20 protein-coding genes are annotated in these 19,980 nt (G+C 71.6%); 3 read left to right on the forward strand and 17 right to left on the reverse strand.

Going from position 1 to position 19,980, the window contains the following annotated elements:
• The 6 genes from ACI379_RS17040 to ACI379_RS17065 form a co-directional block, all read right to left on the reverse strand.
• A partial coding sequence (locus ACI379_RS17040; protein ID WP_439793330.1) for a flavodoxin-dependent (E)-4-hydroxy-3-methylbut-2-enyl-diphosphate synthase occupies positions 1 to 586 on the reverse strand: 586 nt, incomplete at its 3' end.
• Positions 587 to 665: 79 nt separating this feature from the next.
• A complete protein-coding gene (locus ACI379_RS17045) occupies positions 666 to 2,012 on the reverse strand; it encodes a M50 family metallopeptidase (RefSeq protein WP_439793331.1) in 1,347 nt (448 codons plus the stop codon).
• Positions 2,009 to 3,106: a 1-deoxy-D-xylulose-5-phosphate reductoisomerase gene (gene dxr / locus ACI379_RS17050; RefSeq protein WP_439793332.1), complete on the reverse strand. Its 1,098-nt coding sequence runs from the start codon at positions 3,104 to 3,106 to the stop codon at positions 2,009 to 2,011. The genes ACI379_RS17045 and dxr overlap by 4 nt, the downstream gene beginning before the upstream one ends.
• A 61-nt stretch (positions 3,107 to 3,167) precedes the next feature.
• Entirely contained in the window at positions 3,168 to 3,317 is a 150-nt protein-coding gene (locus ACI379_RS17055) for a hypothetical protein (protein WP_439793333.1), read from the reverse strand.
• 103 nt (positions 3,318 to 3,420) lie between these two features.
• The gene (locus ACI379_RS17060; protein WP_439793334.1) at positions 3,421 to 5,310 is read right to left on the reverse strand and encodes a propionyl-CoA synthetase; all 1,890 of its coding nucleotides are present in this window, start codon (positions 5,308 to 5,310) and stop codon (positions 3,421 to 3,423) included.
• A 93-nt stretch (positions 5,311 to 5,403) separates the two neighbouring features.
• On the reverse strand, positions 5,404 to 6,852 hold the full coding sequence (locus tag ACI379_RS17065; RefSeq protein ID WP_439793335.1) for a M1 family metallopeptidase: 1,449 nt from the start codon (positions 6,850 to 6,852) through the stop codon (positions 5,404 to 5,406).
• 178 nt (positions 6,853 to 7,030) lie between these two features.
• Between ACI379_RS17065 and ACI379_RS17070 the strand changes: the two genes are divergently transcribed.
• The gene (locus tag ACI379_RS17070; RefSeq protein WP_439793336.1) at positions 7,031 to 7,876 is read left to right on the forward strand and encodes a serine protein kinase RIO; all 846 of its coding nucleotides are present in this window, start codon (positions 7,031 to 7,033) and stop codon (positions 7,874 to 7,876) included.
• Positions 7,877 to 7,953: 77 nt separating this feature from the next.
• Positions 7,954 to 9,042 (forward strand): LOG family protein, encoded by a 1,089-nt coding sequence (locus tag ACI379_RS17075; protein WP_439793337.1) that lies wholly within the window; start codon positions 7,954 to 7,956, stop codon positions 9,040 to 9,042.
• A gap of 17 nt (positions 9,043 to 9,059) precedes the next feature.
• Here ACI379_RS17075 and ACI379_RS17080 read toward each other — a convergent pair whose 3' ends face one another.
• From ACI379_RS17080 to rpsB, 8 genes are all read right to left on the reverse strand, one after another.
• Positions 9,060 to 10,196 carry a glycosyltransferase family 4 protein gene (locus ACI379_RS17080; protein WP_439793338.1) on the reverse strand — a complete coding sequence of 379 codons (1,137 nt, stop codon included), beginning with the start codon at positions 10,194 to 10,196 and terminating at the stop codon, positions 9,060 to 9,062.
• Positions 10,197 to 10,394: 198 nt separating this feature from the next.
• Entirely contained in the window at positions 10,395 to 11,531 is a 1,137-nt protein-coding gene (rlmN, locus tag ACI379_RS17085) for a 23S rRNA (adenine(2503)-C(2))-methyltransferase RlmN (protein ID WP_439793339.1), read from the reverse strand.
• A gap of 42 nt (positions 11,532 to 11,573) precedes the next feature.
• Positions 11,574 to 11,936, reverse strand: coding sequence for a hypothetical protein (locus ACI379_RS17090; protein WP_439793340.1), 363 nt, complete (start codon positions 11,934 to 11,936; stop codon positions 11,574 to 11,576).
• A gap of 59 nt (positions 11,937 to 11,995) precedes the next feature.
• Positions 11,996 to 12,874, reverse strand: a complete 879-nt coding sequence (locus ACI379_RS17095; protein WP_439793341.1) for a phosphatidate cytidylyltransferase — start codon at positions 12,872 to 12,874, stop codon at positions 11,996 to 11,998.
• A gap of 10 nt (positions 12,875 to 12,884) precedes the next feature.
• Positions 12,885 to 13,439 carry a ribosome recycling factor gene (frr, locus tag ACI379_RS17100; protein ID WP_439793349.1) on the reverse strand — a complete coding sequence of 185 codons (555 nt, stop codon included), beginning with the start codon at positions 13,437 to 13,439 and terminating at the stop codon, positions 12,885 to 12,887.
• Positions 13,440 to 13,514: 75 nt separating this feature from the next.
• Positions 13,515 to 14,231 carry a UMP kinase gene (pyrH, locus tag ACI379_RS17105; RefSeq protein WP_439793342.1) on the reverse strand — a complete coding sequence of 239 codons (717 nt, stop codon included), beginning with the start codon at positions 14,229 to 14,231 and terminating at the stop codon, positions 13,515 to 13,517.
• Between the two features lie 202 nt (positions 14,232 to 14,433).
• Positions 14,434 to 15,246, reverse strand: coding sequence for a translation elongation factor Ts (tsf, locus tag ACI379_RS17110; RefSeq protein ID WP_439793343.1), 813 nt, complete (start codon positions 15,244 to 15,246; stop codon positions 14,434 to 14,436).
• A gap of 41 nt (positions 15,247 to 15,287) precedes the next feature.
• A complete protein-coding gene (rpsB, locus tag ACI379_RS17115; protein WP_439793344.1) occupies positions 15,288 to 16,199 on the reverse strand; it encodes a 30S ribosomal protein S2 in 912 nt (303 codons plus the stop codon).
• 387 nt (positions 16,200 to 16,586) lie between these two features.
• Between rpsB and ACI379_RS17120 the strand changes: the two genes are divergently transcribed.
• Positions 16,587 to 17,171, forward strand: a complete 585-nt coding sequence (locus ACI379_RS17120) for a murein hydrolase activator EnvC family protein (RefSeq protein ID WP_439793345.1) — start codon at positions 16,587 to 16,589, stop codon at positions 17,169 to 17,171.
• A gap of 23 nt (positions 17,172 to 17,194) precedes the next feature.
• Here the strand turns inward: ACI379_RS17120 and ACI379_RS17125 are convergent, their stop codons facing one another.
• The 3 genes from ACI379_RS17125 to ACI379_RS17135 form a co-directional block, all read right to left on the reverse strand.
• Complete coding sequence (locus ACI379_RS17125) at positions 17,195 to 18,136, reverse strand: tyrosine recombinase XerC (protein ID WP_439793346.1); 942 nt, start codon at positions 18,134 to 18,136, stop codon at positions 17,195 to 17,197.
• Positions 18,137 to 18,167: 31 nt separating this feature from the next.
• The gene (dprA, locus tag ACI379_RS17130; RefSeq protein ID WP_439793347.1) at positions 18,168 to 19,286 is read right to left on the reverse strand and encodes a DNA-processing protein DprA; all 1,119 of its coding nucleotides are present in this window, start codon (positions 19,284 to 19,286) and stop codon (positions 18,168 to 18,170) included.
• On the reverse strand, positions 19,283 to 19,980 hold a 698-nt coding region (locus ACI379_RS17135; protein ID WP_439793348.1), incomplete at its 5' end, for an ATP-binding protein. The genes ACI379_RS17135 and dprA, both read right to left, overlap by 4 nt.

Genomic DNA, 19,980 nt, shown 5'->3' on the forward strand with positions numbered 1-19,980 from the left:
GGTCGTTGTGCTTGACCGAGATCTTGAAGTCGTGGAAGCCGTGCTCCTCGAACAGGCTCGCCTCCCACATGGCCGACTCCACCAGAGCCTCCGGGGTGGCCTTGCCGTACTTCTCCAGCAGGCGCTTGTCCAGCGACCCGGCGTTGACGCCGATGCGGATCGACGTGCCGTGGTCGGCGGCCGCCTTGGCGATCTCCTTGACCTGGTCGTCGAACTTCTTGATGTTGCCCGGGTTGACCCGCACCGCGGCACACCCGGCCTCGATCGCCGCGAAGACGTACTTGGGCTGGAAGTGGATGTCCGCGATCACCGGGATCTGCGACTTGCGCGCGATCGCCGGCAGAGCCTCGGCGTCGTCCGCGCTCGGGCAGGCCACGCGCACGATGTCGCAACCCGCCGCGGTCAGCTCGGCGATCTGCTGCAGGGTCGCGTTGACGTCGGAGGTCAGGGTGGTGGTCATCGACTGCACCGAGATCGGCGACTCGCTGCCCACCCCGACCGAGCCGACCTTGATCTGCCGGGTCGTACGACGCGGCGCCAGGACGGGCGGAGGGAGGGCGGGCATGCCAAGGCCGACAGAAGTCATGGCCCAAGTCTAGGGACCACGACCCACGCCCAGCGAAGCGACGCCGTCGCGGCGCCCGCGACCCGGGGCCGCGGACCGCTCAGCCGCGCAGGCTCAGGGGCACCACGAGGTCGCCGACGATGAGCACGACACCCATCACCATGATGGTCAAGCCCATCACGTACGCGACCGGCAGCATCTTCGCCACGTCGGCGTGACCCGGGTCGGGACGCCGGAAGAGCCGCGCCAGCTTGCGTCGCAGCGACTCGTACACCGCGCCGGCGATGTGGCCGCCGTCCAGCGGCAGCAACGGGATGAAGTTGAACATGCCGATGAAGAAGTTGAACCCCGCGATCAGACCGAGCAGGCTCACCGTCTTGTCGGCCAGCGGGAAGGACTCCTCAGCCGCCGTCTCGCCCGCGTACCGCGCGCCACCCACGACGCTCATGGGGCTGTCCGCCGCGCGCTCCTCCAGGCCCACGATCGCCTTGGCGACACCCCACACCTTCTGCGGCAGGGTCGCCATCGCCTTCAGGGTGTCGACCGTCATCACGCCCATCTGCTGCAGCGTGTACACCGGGCCACCGGTGGCGTACGACCACTCCGGCTCGACCCCGAGGAACCCGACCTGGACGAGCTTCTCGTCCTCGGCGGAGGTGGGGCGCAGCGAGACGGTGGTGGTCGTGGTGACCGTCATCTCCTCGCCGTCGCGCAGCAGCGTGATGGTGGCGTCGCCGTCGGAGTTGGCGCGGATCTCGCGCTGCAGCGTCGTCCACTCGTCGATCTCGACGCCGTTGAAGCTCAGGATCTGGTCGCCGGGCTTGATGCCCGCGGCGTACGCCGGCGCGACCGGGTCGTCGTCGGTGCACGAGCGCACCTCGTCGATCGGGACGACGCACTGCGGCACCGCCGCGACGACGGTGCTGATCTTCTGGTCGCCGGGGTTGCCGTACGTGGCGAACAGCCCGCAGAAGATGACGAACGCGATCAGCAGGTTCACCGTGGGCCCACCGGCCATCACGATGATCTTCTTCCACGGCGGCAGCTTGTAGAAGAGGCGGTCGGTGTCGTGCTCCTTGACGAACTCGTACTCCGCCGCGCGGGCGTCCGAGATCAGCTGCGTGAACAGGCCGGTGTTGGAGCGGCGGATCCGGTGGACCGCCTCGCCGTCCTCGTCGTACTCGGTCTCCTCCACGAGCGCCTCGGCGCCCGGGGGAAGCATTCCGACGATCTTCACGTACCCGCCGAGCGGCACCAGCTTCACGCCGTACTCGGTCTCGCCGATCTTGCGGCTCCACACCGTCGGGCCGAACCCGATGAACCACTGCGGAACCTTGCAGCCGAACTTCTTCGCGGGGATCAGGTGGCCGAACTCGTGCAGTCCGATGGATGCCATGATCGCCACGGCGAAGACGACGACGCCGAGGGTGTAGTAGACGGCACTCATGACGCTTCTCCTCGAACCAGACGGTCCGCCTCCTGGCGGGCCCACGCATCCGCGGCGAGGACGTCCTCGACCGTCAGCGTCTCCGAGCGTACGTCGTGGCGCCCAACGACGGAGGCGATCACGTCGACGATCCCGGTGAAGCTCAACCGGCCGTCGTGGAACGCCTCCACGCAGACCTCGTTGGCGGCGTTGTAGACCGCCGGTGCCGTCTGGCCCGTCCGGCCGGCCTGCACCGCGAGGCGGACCGCGGGGAAGACCTCGTCGTCGACCGGCTCGAACCGCCAGTCCGAGGCCTGCGTCCAGTCGATCGGCGTCTCGGCCCCGGGCACCCGCTCGGGCCAGCCCAGACCCATCGCGATCGGCACCATCATCGTCGGCAGCCCCAGCTGGGCCACCACGGCACCGTCGACGAACTCGACCATCGAGTGGATGTACTGCTGGGGGTGGACGACGACGTCGATGCGGTCGATGTCGATGTCGAAGAGCAGGTGCGCCTCGATCACCTCCAGCCCCTTGTTGACCAGGGTGGCGGAGTTGGTGGTGATCACCTTGCCCATGGAGAAGTTGGGGTGCGCCAGCGCCTGGGCCGGCGTCACCTGGGCGAGCTCCTCACGGGTACGCCCCCGGAACGGGCCGCCCGAGGCGGTCACGACCAGGCGGGAGACCTCGTCCGCGCTCCCCGCCCGCAGGCTCTGCGCGATCGCGGAGTGCTCCGAGTCCACGGGCACGATCTGTCCCGGCCGGGCCCTGTCCTTGACCAGCGGCCCGCCGATGATGAGCGACTCCTTGTTGGCCAGGGCCAAGGTGTTGCCCGCCTCGAGCGCGGCTAGGGTCGGACGCAGGCCCACGGCGCCGGTGATGCCGTTGAGCACCACGTCGCAGCCACGGGAAGCGGCCTCGACCGACGCCTCCTCCCCCAGCCCGGCGTACGCCGGGGCGAACTCCGCGACCTGCCGCTCGAAGAGCGCCCGGTTGCTGCCACCCGCGGTCAGGGCGACCACCCGGAACCGGTCCGGGTTGGCGCGGACCAGGTCGAGGGCCTGGGTGCCGATGGAACCGGTCGAACCGAGAATGACGATGTCGCGGGTGCTCACCGGCCCATCCTCTCAGGAGGGCGCGGAGCCGCGACGGCGGCACGACAGACCCGCCGAGTCCTCAGTCCAGCTTGGCCAGCGCCGCCAGCACGGCGGCCAGGTCCTCCTCGGAGTTCTCGGGCACGAACCGCTCCCCGAGCTCGTCCTCGGCCACGTCCTGACGCTGCCGCTGTCGCACGCCCCGTTCCCGGGTCCCCCACGTGTCAGTCATGGCGGAGAGTGTAGGAACAAGGGGCGTCGCGCGCAGCATCTCCACCACCTCCCCCGGGTGGGCTGGACCACTTGCGCGTCCAGCCCGACCGCAGGTCAGGGGGTCAGGGGCGGGGGCGCAGCACCTCGGCCAAGGTGTCCAGCACGCCTGCGTCCTCGATGGTCGAGGGCACCGGGGTGTCCTTGCCGTCGGCCATGTCACGCATGGTGCGCCGCAGGATCTTGCCCGAGCGGGTCTTGGGCAGACCACCGACGACCTCGACCTCGCGGAACGCCGCGACAGCGCCGATCTCGTCGCGCACCATCGCCACCAGCTCCGCCCGGATCTCATCCGGGTCGGCGACCACGCCGGACTTCAGGACCACGAAGCCGCGGGGCAGCTGCCCCTTGAGGGTGTCGGCCACGCCGATCACGGCACACTCCGCCACCGCCGGGTGCTGGGAGATGACCGCCTCCATCGCTCCGGTCGACAGCCGGTGCCCGGCCACGTTGATCACGTCGTCCGTACGGCCCATGACGTAGAGGTAGCCGTCCTCGTCGAGGTAGCCGCCGTCGCCCGACAGGTAGAAGCCGTCGTGGGTCGACAGGTACGAGTTCACGTACCGCTCGTCGTCGCCCCACAGGGTGGGCAGCGTGCCCGGCGGCATCGGGAGCTTGATCGCGATCGCGCCCTCCGTCCCGGCGGGCAGCGGCCTGCCGTCGGTGTCGAGGACCTGCACGTCGTACCCGGGCACCGGGACCGACGGGGAGCCGGCCTTGAGCGCCATCGGCTCCAGACCGCGCAGGTTCGCCGCGATCGGCCACCCCGTCTCGGTCTGCCACCAGTTGTCGACGACCGGCACACCGAGGTGCTCGCTGGCCCAGGCGAACGTGTCCGGGTCGAGCCGCTCGCCGGCCAGGAAGAGGTGCTCCAGGCTGGAGATGTCGTGGTCGGCGAGCAGGGAGGCTTCGGGGTCCTCCTTCTTGACCGCACGGATCGCGGTCGGCGCGGTGAACAGGGCCTTCACGCCGTACTCCGCGATGACCCGCCAGAAGGCGCCCGCGTCGGGCGTCCCCACCGGCTTGCCCTCGTACATCACGGTCGTCGCCCCGGCGATCAGCGGTGCGTACACGATGTAGGAGTGGCCCACGACCCAGCCGACGTCGGAGGCGGCCCACCACACGTCACCCTCGCCGATGCCGTACACGTTGGGCAGCGACCAGGCCATCGCGACCGCGTGGCCGCCGTTGTCGCGGACCACGCCCTTGGGCTTGCCCGTGGTGCCGGAGGTGTAGAGCACGTACAGCGGGTCCGTGGCGGCCACCTCGACGACGCCCGCCGGGTTGGTGCGCCCGTACTTCATGGCGACGTCCCAGTCGAGGTCGCGGCCGTCCTGGAGCTCAGCGGTGACCTGGGGGCGCTGCTTGACCACCACGGAGGCCGGCGGGTGCTCGGCCGCCTCCAGCGCACGGTCGACCAACGGCTTGTACGCGATCGTCCGGGACGGCTCGATCCCGCAGCTCGCGGTGACCAGCACCTTCGGGCGGGCGTCGTCGATGCGGATGGCGAGCTCGTGCGGCGCGAACCCGCCGAACACCACCGAGTGCACGGCACCGATGCGGGCGCAGGCGAGCATCGCCACGACCGCCTCGGGGATCATCGGCATGTAGATGACGACCCGGTCGCCCTTCTCCACGCCGAGGCCGGTGAGCACGCCCGCGAAGGCGGCGACCTCCTCCAGCAGCTCGGCGTACGTGTACGTGCGACGGCCGTCGGTGACGGGCGAGTCCCAGATGAGCGCGGGACGGTCGGCGGCCCCGGCGACCACGTGCCGGTCGAGGGCGTTGTAGCAGGTGTTGAGCGTGCCGTCGGGGTACCACCCGTAGAAGGGGGCCCGGCTGTCGTCGAGCACCTGGCGCGGGGGCTTGATCCAGCTGACCAGCCCGGCCTGCTCGGCCCAGAACTCCTCGGGCGAGGCGATGGAGCGTTCGTACGTGTCCCGGTAGGAAGCCATGGCTCCAACTCTGGCGTGAGGGTGATCACACCGTCCACCCGGCCCCGCTCCACCGCGCCCAGCGGCAGGTGCGCTGCGCCCAGCGGACCGGTGTCAGACCAGGCCGTTGGCGACGGTGCGGGCCGGACGCTCCGGCGTGCGCAGCCAGGCGTCGAAGAAGCCGGACAGGTCCTCGCCACTCATCTGGGTCGCCAGGGCCTCGAACTCCTCCACCGTGGCATCCGGGCCGGGACGCTCCCCGGCCCACGCGCGCAGCAGGTCGAGGAAGACCTCGTCGCCGATCCGGTGCCGCAGGGCCTGCAGCGTCATCGCCCCGCGCTCGTACACCGCCCAGTCGAAGACGCGTCCCGGTCCGGGATCACCGATCGGCACCGACCAGAAGGTGGTCGCGCCGCGCAGGTTCTGCCACGTGGAGAGCAGCTGCTCCTGCGGGTCCAGACCCCACCGCTTCTCCATCCACCGCCACTCCATGTAACTGGCGAAGCCCTCGTTGAGCCAGATGTCGCGCCACCGGCGCACCGACACCGCGTCGCCGAACCACTGGTGCGCCAGCTCGTGGACCATCAGCAGCGACATGTCGCCGTACGGCTCCGGGTAGGTGGGGCGGGTCTGGTTCTCCAGGGCGAACCCGGTGCTGATCGAGGTGACCAGCCCTCCGGTCACCGAGAACGGGTACGGCCCGAGGTCCTTCTCCAGCCAGCGCACGATCGGCGCGCTGCGCCTCAGCTGCCGCGTGGCGCGCCGCTGGGAGGCGGGCGAGAGCTGCTGCGAGACGGCGTTGAGCCACGGCAGCCCGTCGTCGGCGCCGCGCTCGATCGCGAAGTCGCCGGCGGCGAAGAAAGCCAGGTAGGTGGCCATCGGCTCGTCGGCCCGCCACCGCCAGGTCACGGACCTCTTGCCGGTCGTACGCCCCACCAGGCGGCCGTTGGAGACCACCTCCTTGCCGCGCGGCACCGTGACCGCGACCTCGAACAGCGCCTTGTCGGTGGGGTGGTCGTTGGAGGGGAACCACCACGGAGCCATGTGCGGCTCCCCCATGGCGACGACCTCGCCCGGCTTCTGCAGCCAGGCCTTCGCCCCCGCGTACGACTGCCGCCCGGGGCGCCCCGCGTACCGGACCCGGACCGTGTGGGCCGTACCGGCCGCGAGGGGCTCCGCCGGGGTGACCCGGAGCTCGTGACCCCGCCCGGCGCGCTGGAACCGTGCGGGCACGCCGTCCACGGCGACCTGGCTGACCGGCAGCAGGAAGTCGAGGGAGAAGGAGGTCAGGTCGTCGGTGGCGACCAGGTCCACGGCCGTCCGGCCGCGCAGCGTTCGCGTGTCGAAGGACCACCGGTTCTCGATGCGGTAACGGGTGACGTCGTAGCCCCCGTTGCCGTCCAGCGGCCAGTACGGGTCGCCGACGCCCGCGGCGCCGTCCACCGGCTGCGTCGGGCCGGCCGTCGCCGCCGGCACCGCCACGGCGCCGAGGACCAGTGCGGTGGCGGCGAGCAGGGTGCGCGCCCGTGGGCGGTGCGGGGCAGGTCCGGGGGAAGCGGTCACGGAGCCGAACCTAGTGCCCGTCCGGCCGCGGCGTCGGAAAACCCGTTGCCGACCGGAGGCGGCGCTGGGAGACTGCCGGTGCGCCCGTCCGGGCGCTCGACGAGAGGAGGCGACGTGAACGCCACTGTGACTGTGCTGCCCGCAGCCCACCGACCCTCTCGATCGACCAGGAGCACCCGTGTCCCACCAGGAGCACACCGGCAGCCTTGAGGCTGCCTTCACCTTCGACTTCACCTCGTACGAGGACCTCGAACCCGGCCAGCGCTGGTCAGCGTGGCCCGACCTCGAACCCCTGATGAAGGGGCCAGAGCCCCGACCCGACTGGCTGGTGACTTCCGCCGGTGCCATCGACACCGACCTCGGCGTCCTCAAGACGGGCAAGGAGGCCGACGTCCACCTCGTCCAGCGGCGCGACCCGCACGCGGACGACGAGGGCGTCGTCATGGCCGCCAAGCGGTACCGCTCGTCCCAGCACTCCTCGTTCACCCGTTCCTCGGTGTACGTGGAAGGACGTTCCGTCAAGCGCTCGCGCGACGAGCGCGCCCTCAAGCGCAAGTCCACCTGGGGGCGCGTGGTGGCCGCCGGCGAGTGGGCGAACGCCGAGTGGGCGGCCCTCAACCGGTGCTGGTCCCTGGGCCTGCCTGTGCCGTACCCGGTGCAGATCGACGGCACCGAGATCCTCATGGAGTGGATCAGCCACGACGGTGCGACGGCTCCACGACTGGCCCAGACCCGGCCTGAGCGGGACCTGCTGGAGTCCTGGTTCGACCAGATCCGCGAGGTCCTGCACCAGCTCGCCGGCGACGGGGTCGTCCACGGGGACCTCTCGCCGTACAACGTGCTGGCCGCCGGTGAACGACTCGTCGTGATCGACCTCCCCCAGATGGTCGACCTCGCCGGCAACCCGCAGGCCGCGGAGTTCCTGCTGCGCGACTGCACCAACCTGTGCACGTGGTTCCGGGCGCGGGGCCTCGAGGTGGACGAGCACGACCTGTTCGCCGACGTCCTCGCCCACGCGTACTGACCTCCACGAACTGACCTCCGCGGGGTGCTCGGGCCGGTCCCGGGCACCCCGCGCGGTCGAGTCAGTAGGTTGTCGGGGTGAAGCACACCCGTGGACGCGTCATCGAGGTCACCTCCGTCGAGGAGCTCGACCGCCGCCTCGACGCCGGGGCCCGCTCGTTGGCCGGGTGGCGCCTGGTCGGCCTCGACCTGACCGCCCACGGCCCGGCACTGCTGGACCGCACCCTGGCCCAGTCGCTCTTCCTGGGCTGCCGGTTCGCCGACGGGGTGGCCGACGAGATCCGCGACGCGGGCGGGGTGGTGTTCCCCGAGGTGCCCGGCTCCCCCGTCGACCCGTACCGCGCGACCCTGTACGCCCCGCGGGAGCTGTACGACACCCCGCGCTACCGCGACAGCCTCGACGCCCGCGCCTACGCCTGGACCCAGGGCTGCGTCGGTGCCGACGACATGCTCGCCCGCGCCCTGCACGACCACGCCGTCGACGAGGCCCTCGAAGGATGGACGGCAGGCCGGTCGATCGTGGGCGTGATGGGTGGGCACGCGCTGAGGCGCGGCAGCGAGGGGTACGCCGAGGCCGCACGGCTCGGCCACCTCCTCGGCCGCACCCACACCGTGGCCACCGGCGGCGGACCCGGCGCCATGGAGGCGGCCAACCTGGGCGCCTGGATGGCCGACCGCAGCGGTGCCGAGCTCGGCGCCGCCCTCTCGACGCTCAGCGCCACCCCCTCGTTCGAGCCGTCGATCGGCGCGTGGGCCCGGGCTGCGTTCGAGGTCGTGGACACGTACGGACCGGGTCGCGCGTCGCTCGGCATCCCCACCTGGCACTACGGCCACGAGCCGCCCAACCCGTTCGCGAGCGCGATCGCGAAGTACTTCCGCAACGCCACCCGCGAGGCGATCCTGCTCGAGATCTGCAACGCCGGCATCGTCTTCCTGCCGGGGGCGGCCGGGACGGTGCAGGAGATCTTCCAGGACGCCTGCGAGAACTACTACGCGGACGCCTCCTCGGTGGCGCCCATGATCCTGGTGGGGCGCGAGCACTGGACCCGGACGCTGCCTGCCTGGCCACTGCTGGAGGCGCTGGCCGCCGAGCGGGAGATGCAGGACCACGTGCACCTGGTCGACTCCCTCGACGAGGTCCGGGCGCTGGTGGCCCCTGGCCTCTGAGCTGCCCGGGCTCGCCCTCAGGAACGGCTGCGGGCAGCGAGGACTCGCTGCCCCGGGTGGCTGCGGGGGCGGGCTCCCACGACGTCGCGGTAGTGGTCGACCTGGGCGCCGTTGACCGACTCCCAGGTACGGCCGGCAACACCGGCCCGAGCCGCGGCCGACAGGGCGTCCAGCGTGTCCGAGTCGTGCGCCAGCGACGTGACGGCGGCAGCGAGCCCTGGCCCGTCGCCCGGCTCGAAGAGCAGCCCGTCCACGCCGGGTGTCACGAGGTCCAGCGGGCCGCCCGAGCGGGGCGCGACCACCGGCACCCCTGATGCCAGCGCCTCCTGCACCGACTGGCAGAAGGTCTCGTGGCGCCCCGTGTGCACGAAGACGTCCAGGCAGGCGTACGCACGGCCCAGGTCGGGGCCGTGGAGAACCCCGGTGAACACCGCGCGGGGCAGCAGCGTCCGCAGCGCCCGTTCCTGCGGACCTCCACCGACCACAACGAGCCGCGTGCCCGGGAGGTCGTGGACGTGGGTGAGCAGCTCCAGCTCCTTCTCCGCGGCGAGGCGGCCGACGTACCCCACCAGCAGCTCGCCCTCGGGAGCCAACCGGGACCGCAGCCGCGGGCTGCGCCGGGCCGGGTGGAACAGCGTCGCGTCGACCCCGCGCGGCCAGTGGTGCACGCGCGGCACGCCGAGCGCCGACAGCTGCTGCATGCTGGCGGTGGACGGCGCGAGCGTGCGCTCGACGCGGGTGTGGACCCGCCGGGTGAGGTCGGCCATCGCCTGGGCTCCCCCGGGCACCGGGTAGCGCTGCGCGAACCCGACCAGATCAGTCTGGTAGACCGCGACCACGGGGACTCCGAGCTCCTCAGCGACGTCGGCGGCCCTGGCCCCCAGGATCGCCGGCGAGGCCAGGTGGACGACGTCGGGGCGGAACTCCCTCATCACCGCGCGCAGGCGGCGACGGCACTCCCACCCCACCCGGAACTCCGGGTAGCCGGGCAGCGAGGCACCCCGGGTACGGACCACGCGGGCGCCGACGACGACGTCCGGCCCCGTGGGCGCGAGCACCGCCGCCGTGTGCCCGTGGGCACGCAGGTGCTCCAGGACGCGCAGCACGGAGTTGGTGACCCCGTTGACCTGCGGGAGGAAGGACTCCGTCACCACCAGGACACGCAGCGGCGCGTCAGGCTGCGGGGTGTCCGCGCGGTGGACGGGCTTCCGTCGGCGCGGTACGGGGATCGGGGCGAGAGCTGGACCTGGTCGAGTCGCGGCCATGCCCCCAGCCTCGGCCGTCCCCGCGAACCGCGGCCGCCGCAGCGGCGGCGCCCGCGTGAACGCTGGGCGACACCTTGAGGGAGTCGCTCAGCCCTCGACCGCGGCCAGCTGGCCGCAGGCCCCGTCGATCTCCTGGCCGCGGGTGTCGCGCACCGTCGTGGGGATGCCCTTGGCCTCGAGGCGGCGTACGAACTCGCGCTCGTCCTTGGGGTCCGATGCGGTCCACTTCGAGCCCGGCGTCGGGTTGAGCGGGATCAGGTTGACGTGCACCCAGCCCCAGTCGCCGCGGGCGTTGAGGACGTCGGCGAGCAGGTCAGCGCGCCACGCCTGGTCGTTGATGCCCCGCATCATGGCGTACTCGATGGAGACCCGACGCTTGGTCTTGGCGGCGTACTCCCAGGCGGCGTCGACGGTCTCGTCGACGGAGAACCGGGTGTTGATCGGCACCAGCTCGTTGCGCAGCTCGTCGTCGGGCGCGTGCAGGCTCAGGGCCAGCGTCACGGGGATGCCCTCGTCGGCGAGCTGCTTGATCCGCGGCACCAGGCCGACGGTGGAGACGGTCACACCGCGGGCACTCATGCCGAGGCCGGCCGGGCTCGGGTCGGTGAGGCGACGGACGGCGCCCACCACGGCCTTGTAGTTGGCCAGCGGCTCCCCCATGCCCATGAAGACCACGTTGGAGACGCGGGTGGGGCCGCCGGGGACCTCGCCGCGGGCCAGCGAACGGGCGCCGGCGAGCACCTGCTCCACGATCTCGGCGGTCGACATGTTGCGCTGCAGACCGCCCTGGCCGGTGGCGCAGAACGGGCACGCCATGCCGCAGCCGGCCTGGCTGGACACGCACATCGTGGCCCGGTCGGGGTAGCGCATCAGCACCGACTCGACCAGGGCGCCGTCGAACAGCTTCCACAAGGTCTTGCGGGTGGTGCCCTTGTCGGCCTCCATCACCCGCAGCGGGGTCATGAGGTCGGGCAGGAGGGCGGCCACCAGGTCGTCGCGCTGGCCGGCCGGGAGGTCGGTCATCTCGGCGGGGTCGTCCACCAGCCGGCCGAAGTAGTGGGTGGAGAGCTGCTTGGCGCGGAAGCCCGGCAGACCCATCTCCTCGAGCAGCGCCTTGCGCCCCGCCTCGTCCAGGTCGGCCAGGTGCCGGGGCGGCTTCTTGCGCCCGCGGGGCTCCTTCATGACGAGCGGCAGGGGGTTCGGGTTGATCTCGACCTCAGACATCAGGACCTGATCCTCCCATCCCGCACCCCGTCGCGGCGATTCTCAGCCGTCGACCTGGACGAGCAGGTACAGCAGGAGCGAGGCCACCCCGACCACGACGAGCGCCGCCAGGACCACGCCGAGGAGCATGTACAGCCCGAACCGGCGGGTGCGCGGCACCGCGACGAGCAGCAGCGGGACGACCAGGCTCAGGACCACCCACCCGTAGCTCTGCTCCGCCGTCTCGGTGTCGGCCACCAGCCGGAGCACGACGAAGAAGAGCGTGGGGATCAGGGCGACGTACGCGACACCGGTGAAGAAGCCGCTCAGGGCGAAGAAGGTCGGGTGGTCGCGGTGCCACCAGTCCAGCTCCCGCTCGGTGCCGGTCAGGAGCTCGTCCTCACGAAGATCCTCTGAGGCGTCCATACCGCCATGCTACGGACGGGACGGCCGCCTGTCGGGCGCCGTCCCCGGCGCGCCGCAACTCAGAAGACGAGGTAGTACAGCAGGAGCCAGGTGGGGGCGATCGTGGCGAGCAGCGAGTCGAGCCGGTCCATGATGCCGCCGTGGCCCGGGATCACCTGCGACATGTCCTTGATGCCGAGGTCGCGCTTGATGACCGACTCGCACAGGTCGCCCAGCGTCGCCATCACGACGGTGATCAGACCGAGCAGGACACCCACCCACCACTCGGCGTCGTACAGCCAGGTGAGCAGGCCCCAGCCCGCCAGGACGCAGGCGATGGCCGACCCCGCGAAGCCCTCCCAGGACTTCTTGGGCGAGATCACCGGCGCCATCGGGTGCTTGCCGAACAGGACGCCGGCGGCGTACCCACCGGTGTCGGAGGCGACCGTGACCAGGATGAAGGCCACGATGCCCTTCACGCCGTCGTCCCACCGGTCGAAGTGGATCGTGCCGCCCTCGGACAGCATGAGGCCGACGAACGACGCAAGGAAGGGCACGTAGATGAGCGTGAACACCGACGCGGTGGCGGTGCGGACGTACCCCTCCACGCCGCGCCGCAGCAGCCACAGCATCGTGGCCAGCGCCGAGACCGCGGTCGCGGTCACCAGCGCGGGAGCGCCCCAGAAGTACGCGACGACGACCATGACCGAGCCGCCCACCATCAGCGGCTGCTCGGGCAGGTCGATGTCGTGGTTGAGCAGGGCCCGACGCAGCTCCCAGATGCCGATGCACACGGCGACGGCCACGACCAGGACGAAGGCGGTCTTCCAGAAGTAGAGCGTGCCGCCCACCAGGGAGAGCAGCACCACCGCCGAGGCGATCGCGGCGGGAAGGTTGCGCCCCGCCCGGCCGTGGTCCTTCTTGGGCGGCTGGGCGGCGGTCGTGGAGGGAGTCGTCATCGTGGGGTGCTCAGACCTCGAGCAGCTCGGCTTCCTTGTGCTTGAGGAGCTCGTCGATCTGGTCGGTGTGGGTCTTGGTGATCGCGTCGAGGCGCTTCTCGGCACCCGCCACGTCGTCCTTGCCGACCTCGCCGTCCTTCTCGAGCTTCTCCAGGGCCTGCTTGGAGTTGCGGCGCACGGCGCGCACGGCGATGCGGCCGTCCTCGGCCTTGCCCTTGGCGAGCTTGATGTACTCCTTGCGGCGCTCCTCGGTCAGCTCGGGGAACACGCAGCGCAGGACCCGGCCGTCGCTGGAGGGGTTGAGGCCGAGGTCGGAGTCGCGGATGGCGCGCTCGACGTTGTCCAGGGCGCCCTGGTCGAACGGGGCGATGAGGATCGTGCGGGCGTCCTGGCTGGTGAACGTCGCCAGCTGCTGCAGCGGCGTCGGAGCGCCGTAGTAGTCGACCATGATCTTGTTGAAGACCATCGGGTTGGCACGGCCGGCCCGGATCACCGCGAACTCCTCGCGGGTCGACTCGACCGACTTCGTCATCTTGGACTCGGCCTCGGTGAGGATTCCGTTGATCACTGCTGCTCCATCTACTGGTGAACTGCTGGGCCGGGTGACCCGGTGGTCAGAGGGTGTGAGGCGTTCGCCCGCTCAGGGCTGGCTGCTCACGAGCGTGCCAATCTTCTCACCTCGGACGATACGCAGGATCGCACCCTCGTCGTCCGCGCCGAAGACGATCAGGGGCAGGTCGTTCTCCATGCACAGGGCGAACGCCGTGGCGTCGGCGATGCGGATGCCCTGCGTGAGGGCCTCCTGGAAGCTGAGGGTGTCGTACTTCGTGGCCGTGGGGTCCTTCTTGGGGTCGGCGGTGTAGACGCCGTCCACGCCCTGCTTGGCCATGAGGACGACCTCGCAGCGCGTCTCCAGCGCGCGCTGGGCGGCCACGGTGTCGGTCGAGAAGAACGGCATGCCGGCGCCGGCGCCGAAGATCACGACGCGGCCCTTCTCCAGGTGCCGCATCGCGCGGCGCGGGATGTACGACTCGGCGACCTGACCCATGGTGATCGCCGTCTGCACGCGGGTGTCGATGCCTTCCTTCTCCAGGAAGTCCTGCAGCGCCAGACAGTTCATCACCGTGCCCAGCATGCCCATGTAGTCGGCGCGGGCGCGGTCCATGCCGCGCTGCTGCATCTCGGCGCCGCGGAAGAAGTTGCCGCCACCGACCACGATGCACACGCCGACGCCCTCACGGACGACTCCCGCGATCTCTCGGGCGATCTTCTGCACGACGTCGGGGTCGACACCGACGGTGCCTCCGCCGAACACCTCGCCGGAGAGCTTGATCAGGACGCGGGAGTATGCGGTCACGTGGGGCACCTTTCACGGAGGCGTGCAACTTGTCGAAACCTACCGGTGCGGCAGGTCGGGTGGCGAACCGGGCGGTACGTGCGGGGTGTGGCGTACCTCCCGGGGTATCCCGCGGGCGGGACGGGTCCCGGCCGGGGCCGGGCAGACGAAGGGGGCGGTACGACCGTGGTCGTACCGCCCCCTGTCAGCTGGTCCTGGGGACTCAGCCGCCGATCTCGAAGCGGGCGAACCGCTTGATCGTGGTGCCGGCCTCGTCGAGGACGGCCTTGACCGACTTCTTGGACTCGGTCACGGAGTCCTGCTCGAGCAGGACGATCTCGCGGTAGAAGCCGCCCAGACGACCCTCGACGATCTTGGCGATCGCGGCCTCCGGCTTGCCCTCCTCGCGGGTCTTCTTCTCCATGACGTCGCGCTCGGCGGCCACGACCTCGGCCGGGACCTCCTCGCGGGTGAGGTACTGCGCCTTCATGGCGGCCACCTGCATGGCGGCGGCACGGGCAGCGGCCTCGTCGCCCTCGTACTCGACGAGGACGCCGACGGCGGCGGGCAGGTCAGCGGCACGCTTGTGCATGTAGGTGACCGTGTTGCCGTCGAAGTGGACGACCTGGCCCAGCTCGATCTTCTCGCCGATCGTGATCGCCAGGTCCTGGACGACCTCGCCGACGGTCTTGCCGTCGAGCTCGACCGCCTTGAGCGCCTCGGCGTCAGCAGCCTTGGCCGCGTCGGCGGCCTCGGCGATCTGCTGGGCCTTGGCGATGAAGTCGGCGTTCTTGGCGACGAAGTCGGTCTCGCTCTTGAGCTCGACCAGCGCACCGCCAGCGGTGGCCACGAGGCCGGCGGAGGCCTCGCGCTCGGCGCCGCGGGCGGCAGCCTTGGCAGCACCCTTGACGCGCAGCAGCTCGACAGCCTTGTCGAGGTCACCGTCGGTCTCGGTGAGCGCCTTCTTGCAGTCCATCATCCCGGCCTGGGTCAGCTCACGGAGCTTCTTGACGTCGGCAGCGGTGAAGTTCGCCATGGTCCTTCTTCCTGGTCTCGAGTGGGTGTGGTGACGCTGGCTCAGGCCTGGGCGTCGTCGGCAGCGGCCTCGGCGGCCGGAGCCTCCTCAGCGACCGGAGCCTCCTCGGCGGGGGTCTCCTCGGCGGCGGGAGCCTCCTCGGCGGGGGTCTCCTCGGCGGCGGCCTCGGCCGGAGCCTCGGCGGCCTTCTCGCCCTCACCCTCGAGGAGCTCGCGCTCCCACTCGGCCAGCGGCTCGGCGGCGGTGGCCTCGGCCTTGCCACCGGAGCGGGCGATGAGGCCCTCGGCGACGGCGTCGGCGACCACGCGGGTCAGCAGGCCAACGGCGCGGATGGCGTCGTCGTTGCCCGGGATCGGGAAGTCGACGTGGTCCGGGTCGCAGTTGGAGTCCAGGATGCCGATGATCGGGATCCGCAGCTTGCGGGCCTCCTCGACGGCCAGGTGCTCCTTGTTGGTGTCGACGATCCAGACGGCGGAGGGGACCTTGGACATCTCGCGGATGCCGCCCAGGGTCTTGTCCAGCTTGTCGCGCTCGCGCTTGAGCTGGAGCAGCTCCTTCTTGGTGCGACCGGAGCCGGCCACGTTGTCGAAGTCGAGCTCGTCGAGCTCCTTCAGACGCTGGATGCGCTGGTGCACGGTCTGGAAGTTGGTGAGCATGCCGCCGAGCCAACGCTGGTTGACGTAGGGCATGCCGACGCGCGTCGCCTGCTCGGCGATGGCCTCCTGGGCCTGCTTCTTGGTTCCGACGAACATGATGACGCCGCCCTTGGCGACGGTCTCCTTGACGAAGGCGAAGGAGCGGTCGATGTAGGCCAGCGACTGCTGCAGGTCGATGATGTAGATGCCGTTGCGCTCGGTGAGGATGAAGCGCTTCATCTTGGGGTTCCAGCGTCGGGTCTGGTGTCCGAAGTGGACGCCGCTCTCGAGCATCTGGCGCATGGTCACGACTGCCATGAGGTTCTCCTGTTGTGATGGAGGTGCCCGCCGCCTGGAGCGCCCTTCAGGCAGGACGCCGCGGTGGAGACATCTCCGGTTGGTTTTCAGTTGCTGCCACCAGCGGGTGCCGGAGGCCCTGACGCCCACACGCCGACCCGATCCGTCCAGGACGGAACCGAGGGCCGACGCCCGCGCGAGCCCGGGACCAAGGAGCATCCCGGCACGGATGCGGACGTGCGAAGTCAGCCCACACAGGACTGCTCCGAGCATCGTATGCCAGGGGCCGGACACGGGGCCAATCCGCGTCCCTCCAGGTCTCACGCACAGGCGGCCCGGCCGGGTGTGGCCCTCAGGCACCCTGTGGACAGGACCGCAGCGCCCCGCCGGACCGCCAGCATCGCACCCATGCTCCTGACCCACCTCTGCGCCCCGACCGTCGCCGCCGTGCTCTGCCTGGCACTGGCTCCCCCGGGCTCGCCGGTCCCCACCGACGACCGCCTGTGGCCGCTCGACCCCCGCCCGCAGGTCGTGGCGGGCTTCGACCCGCCCGAGGCCACGTACGGCTCGGGGCACCGTGGGGTCGACCTGGCAGGCAGGCCGGGCCAGCCGGTGCTGGCAGCGGCTGCGGGGACCGTCTCCTTCGTGGGGTCGATCGGCGGCAAGCCGGTCGTCGTGGTCGACCACGGCGCCGAACGGACGACGTACGAGCCGGTGGTGGCCGAGGTCGGGCGCGGTGAGCCGGTCGTTGCCGGGTCGGTGGTGGGCAGGCTGCAGACGGTGGCCAGCCACTGCTTCCCGGCAGCGTGCCTGCACTTCGGTGTCCGTCAGGGTGCGGGCTACCTCGACCCGCTGGCGTGGCTGGGCAGCCAGCGCGTCCGGCTCCTCCCCCTGTGGGGCGGGGCATCCTCGGAACTGAGCGGACTGACCGGCTCGGGGTCGTCGGCCCGCCGTCAGCTGGACGGCTGGGCCGCGACCATCCACTCCCGCTGAGCGGGTTGGCGGGGCCGGACGGGTCAGGCTCTGGGGTGCGCCTGTCGGTAGGCCGCCCGCAGCCGGTCGGTCGTGACGTGGGTGTAGAGCTGGGTGGTGGCCAGGGACGAGTGCCCCAGCAGCTCCTGCACCGAGCGCAGGTCCGCCCCGCCCTCGAGCAGGTGCGTGGCGGCGGTGTGCCGGAGTCCGTGGGGACCGAGGTCCGGCGCGCCCGGAACCTCGGCGAGCGCGCGGTGCACCATGGTGCGTACGACTCGCTGGTCGACCCGGCGCCCCCTGGCGCCGAGGAACAGTGCCGGTCCCGAGCCCTCGACGGCCAGGGCCGGACGACCGAGTCTCACCCAACGGTCCAGGGCCCGGGCGGCCGGCTGTCCGTAGGGGACGGAGCGCTCCTTGCGTCCCTTGCCGAACACGCGGAGGACACGTCGGTCCGCATCGACGTCGTCGACGTCGATCCCGACGAGCTCACCGACGCGGATGCCGGTCGCGTACAGCACCTCCAGCATCGCGACGTCGCGCAGAGCGACCGGGCTCTCGTCGTCGGCGCGCTCGGCCACGGCCGCGATCAGGTCCTCCGCCTCATCGGCCCGCAGCACGGGCGGCAGGGTCTTGTGCTGCTTGGGCGAGGCGAGGGACGACCCGACGTCGGTGGCGGTGCGCCCCGTCCGCGCCAACCAGGCGGTGAAGACGCGGGCCGCGGTGGCCCGGCGGGCGATCGTCGTGCGCGAGCGCCCGGTGCTCTGCTGCTTGGCCAACCAGCTGCGCAGGGCGCGCAGGTCGAGGGCGTCGACCTTCGCGTGCCCGAGGCGGTGCAGGTGCTCGAGCAGCCCGCTCACGTCGCCGAGGTACGCCCGCACCGTGTGCGGGGCGAGGTTGCGCTCGGCCACCAGGTGGCGCTCGTAGTCGGCGAGGGTCCGGGACAGCGCCTCGGGCAGGTAGTCCTGCTCGCTGCCGTCATCGTCCATGACAGGCGATCGTAGGCGTTGGGTGACGCGATCACGCCTCCACGCGCCGCCAGTGCCCCACCGGCCCCTCGACCACGAGTCCCTGGCCAGCGAGCCGCTCGAGCCCCAACGCTGCGTGGCGCAGCTGCATGGCCGCCTGCTCCGCCACCTGGGCCAGGGGTTGTGGTTCGTCCAGCGGAGCAGCCTCGAGGAGGTGCCGCGCTCGTACGTCGAGGCGGTCGGCGGGTCGCTCGGGCGCCCGTGGGTCTGCGGCCATGGCCTGCCCCGCCGGACCCACGAGCTCGAGGACGTGGTCGGACCTGCTCACCAGGACCGCACCCCGTCGCAGCAGCTCGTGGACCCCTTGCGAGGACGCGCTGGTCACCGGGCCGGGAACACCCATGACCTGGCGCGAGAGCTGCTCGGCCCAGTTCGCCGTGTTGAGGGCGCCACTGCGGATCGCAGCCTCCACGACCACCGTCCCACCGCTCAGCGCGGCGATGATGCGGTTGCGCGCAAGGAAGCGGACCCGGGTGGGTCCCATCCCGTGCGGCACCTCGGAGACCAGCGTGCCCCGCTCGGCGATCCGGGCCAGAAGATCCGCGTTGCCCGCCGGGTAGGGGCGGTCGAGGCCGCCGGCCAGGACCCCGACGGTGTGACCGTCCACGGCCAGCGCACCCAGGTGTGCGGCCTTGTCGATGCCGAAGGCTGCCCCCGAGACCACGGCGCGGCCGGCGAGCGCGAGGTCCGCGGCGAGCCGGCTGGCCTGGTCGAGCCCGTACGACGTCGCGGAGCGCGACCCCACCACCGCCACGGCGGCACCGGCTGCCGACAGCTCCCGCTCCCCCCGCACCCACAGACCGACGGGGACCCCGCCCAGCCCCTGCACCTGCATGGCGTTCGCCAGGTCGTCCAACGCGGTGGGCCACTCGGCATCTCCGGGGACGACGAACCGGATCCCCAGTTCCGCGGCCTGCTCGAGGTCCTGCTCCGGCGCCAGCGTCAGGTTGCGGGGCGCGATGTCCCCCTCCCCTCGCTTCGCGCACCGGCGAAGCTCGTCCAGGGCTCCCGCGGCGCCCAGCTGGCGCACGAGTGCGGCCGAGCGCGGGTCTCCGGGCTCCACCGCGCGGCTCAGCGCCACCCTCGCCAAGCGGTCCTCCACCCCGCTCATCCGGCCAGGTCCAGGATCTCGCCTGGCAGCGCCCCACCGGTGCGCAGCCGGAAGGCCACCTCCGTCTCGGCCAGGCCGGGACGGTCGGTCCCGACGAGGTCGGCCACGCTCCAGGCCACCCGTTGGACGCGCGTCACCCCGCGTCTGGTCAGCCGGCCGGACGACAACTGCTCGTCGAGGAGAGCCTGGCCGGGCCGCTCGAGCGGGAACTCGGCCGCCAGCACCGGCCCCGGGACGGCCGCGTTGAGCAACCAGCCCCGGCCGCGGTAACGCTCGGCCTGCACCTGACGGGCGCGGGTGACCCGGGAGCGCATGGTCGCCGAGTCGGTGGGGGTCGTCCAGCCACCCGGAAGCCCGCCGGGATGGTGCGCGGCGAGGTTGCGCCAGATGTCCACCCGGTCGGCCATCGGGCCGCTGAGCTTGGTCCGGTACCGGCGCCGTGCCGTCTCGGGGCACTCGCACGGGCTCGTCGCGGTGGCGTCGTAGTTGCCGCACGGACAGGGGTTTGCCGCGAGGACCACCATCGCCCGCGCAGGGAAGGTGGCCGTCTCCTCGCCCCGCGCGATCGTCACCTCCCCCGACTCCAGCGGCTGGCGCAGCGCGTCGACGACGTCGGCGCGCAGCAGCGGGAACTCGTCGAGGAAGAGCACTCCGTGGTGCGCCTGGCTCACCGCGCCGGGGCGCACGAGCCCGG

It is taken from the genome of Nocardioides sp. (assembly GCF_051876515.1).
GTDB lineage: Bacteria > Actinomycetota > Actinomycetes > Propionibacteriales > Nocardioidaceae > Nocardioides.

Excerpts from the sequence above, each read along its gene's own strand:
- ACI379_RS17045 (WP_439793331.1), bottom strand. The coding sequence starts at position 2,012 with ATGAGTGCCGTCTACTACACCCTCGGCGTCGTCGTCTTCGCCGTGGCG.
- ACI379_RS17055 (WP_439793333.1), bottom strand. The coding sequence starts at position 3,317 with ATGACTGACACGTGGGGGACCCGGGAACGGGGCGTGCGACAGCGGCAG.
- ACI379_RS17060 (WP_439793334.1), bottom strand. The coding sequence starts at position 5,310 with ATGGCTTCCTACCGGGACACGTACGAACGCTCCATCGCCTCGCCCGAG.
- rlmN (WP_439793339.1), bottom strand. The coding sequence starts at position 11,531 with ATGTCTGAGGTCGAGATCAACCCGAACCCCCTGCCGCTCGTCATGAAG.
- ACI379_RS17090 (WP_439793340.1), bottom strand. The coding sequence starts at position 11,936 with ATGGACGCCTCAGAGGATCTTCGTGAGGACGAGCTCCTGACCGGCACC.
- ACI379_RS17095 (WP_439793341.1), bottom strand. The coding sequence starts at position 12,874 with ATGACGACTCCCTCCACGACCGCCGCCCAGCCGCCCAAGAAGGACCAC.
- tsf (WP_439793343.1), bottom strand. The coding sequence starts at position 15,246 with ATGGCGAACTTCACCGCTGCCGACGTCAAGAAGCTCCGTGAGCTGACC.
- rpsB (WP_439793344.1), bottom strand. The coding sequence starts at position 16,199 with ATGGCAGTCGTGACCATGCGCCAGATGCTCGAGAGCGGCGTCCACTTC.
- ACI379_RS17120 (WP_439793345.1), top strand. The coding sequence starts at position 16,587 with ATGCTCCTGACCCACCTCTGCGCCCCGACCGTCGCCGCCGTGCTCTGC.
- ACI379_RS17125 (WP_439793346.1), bottom strand. The coding sequence starts at position 18,136 with ATGGACGATGACGGCAGCGAGCAGGACTACCTGCCCGAGGCGCTGTCC.
- dprA (WP_439793347.1), bottom strand. The coding sequence starts at position 19,286 with ATGAGCGGGGTGGAGGACCGCTTGGCGAGGGTGGCGCTGAGCCGCGCG.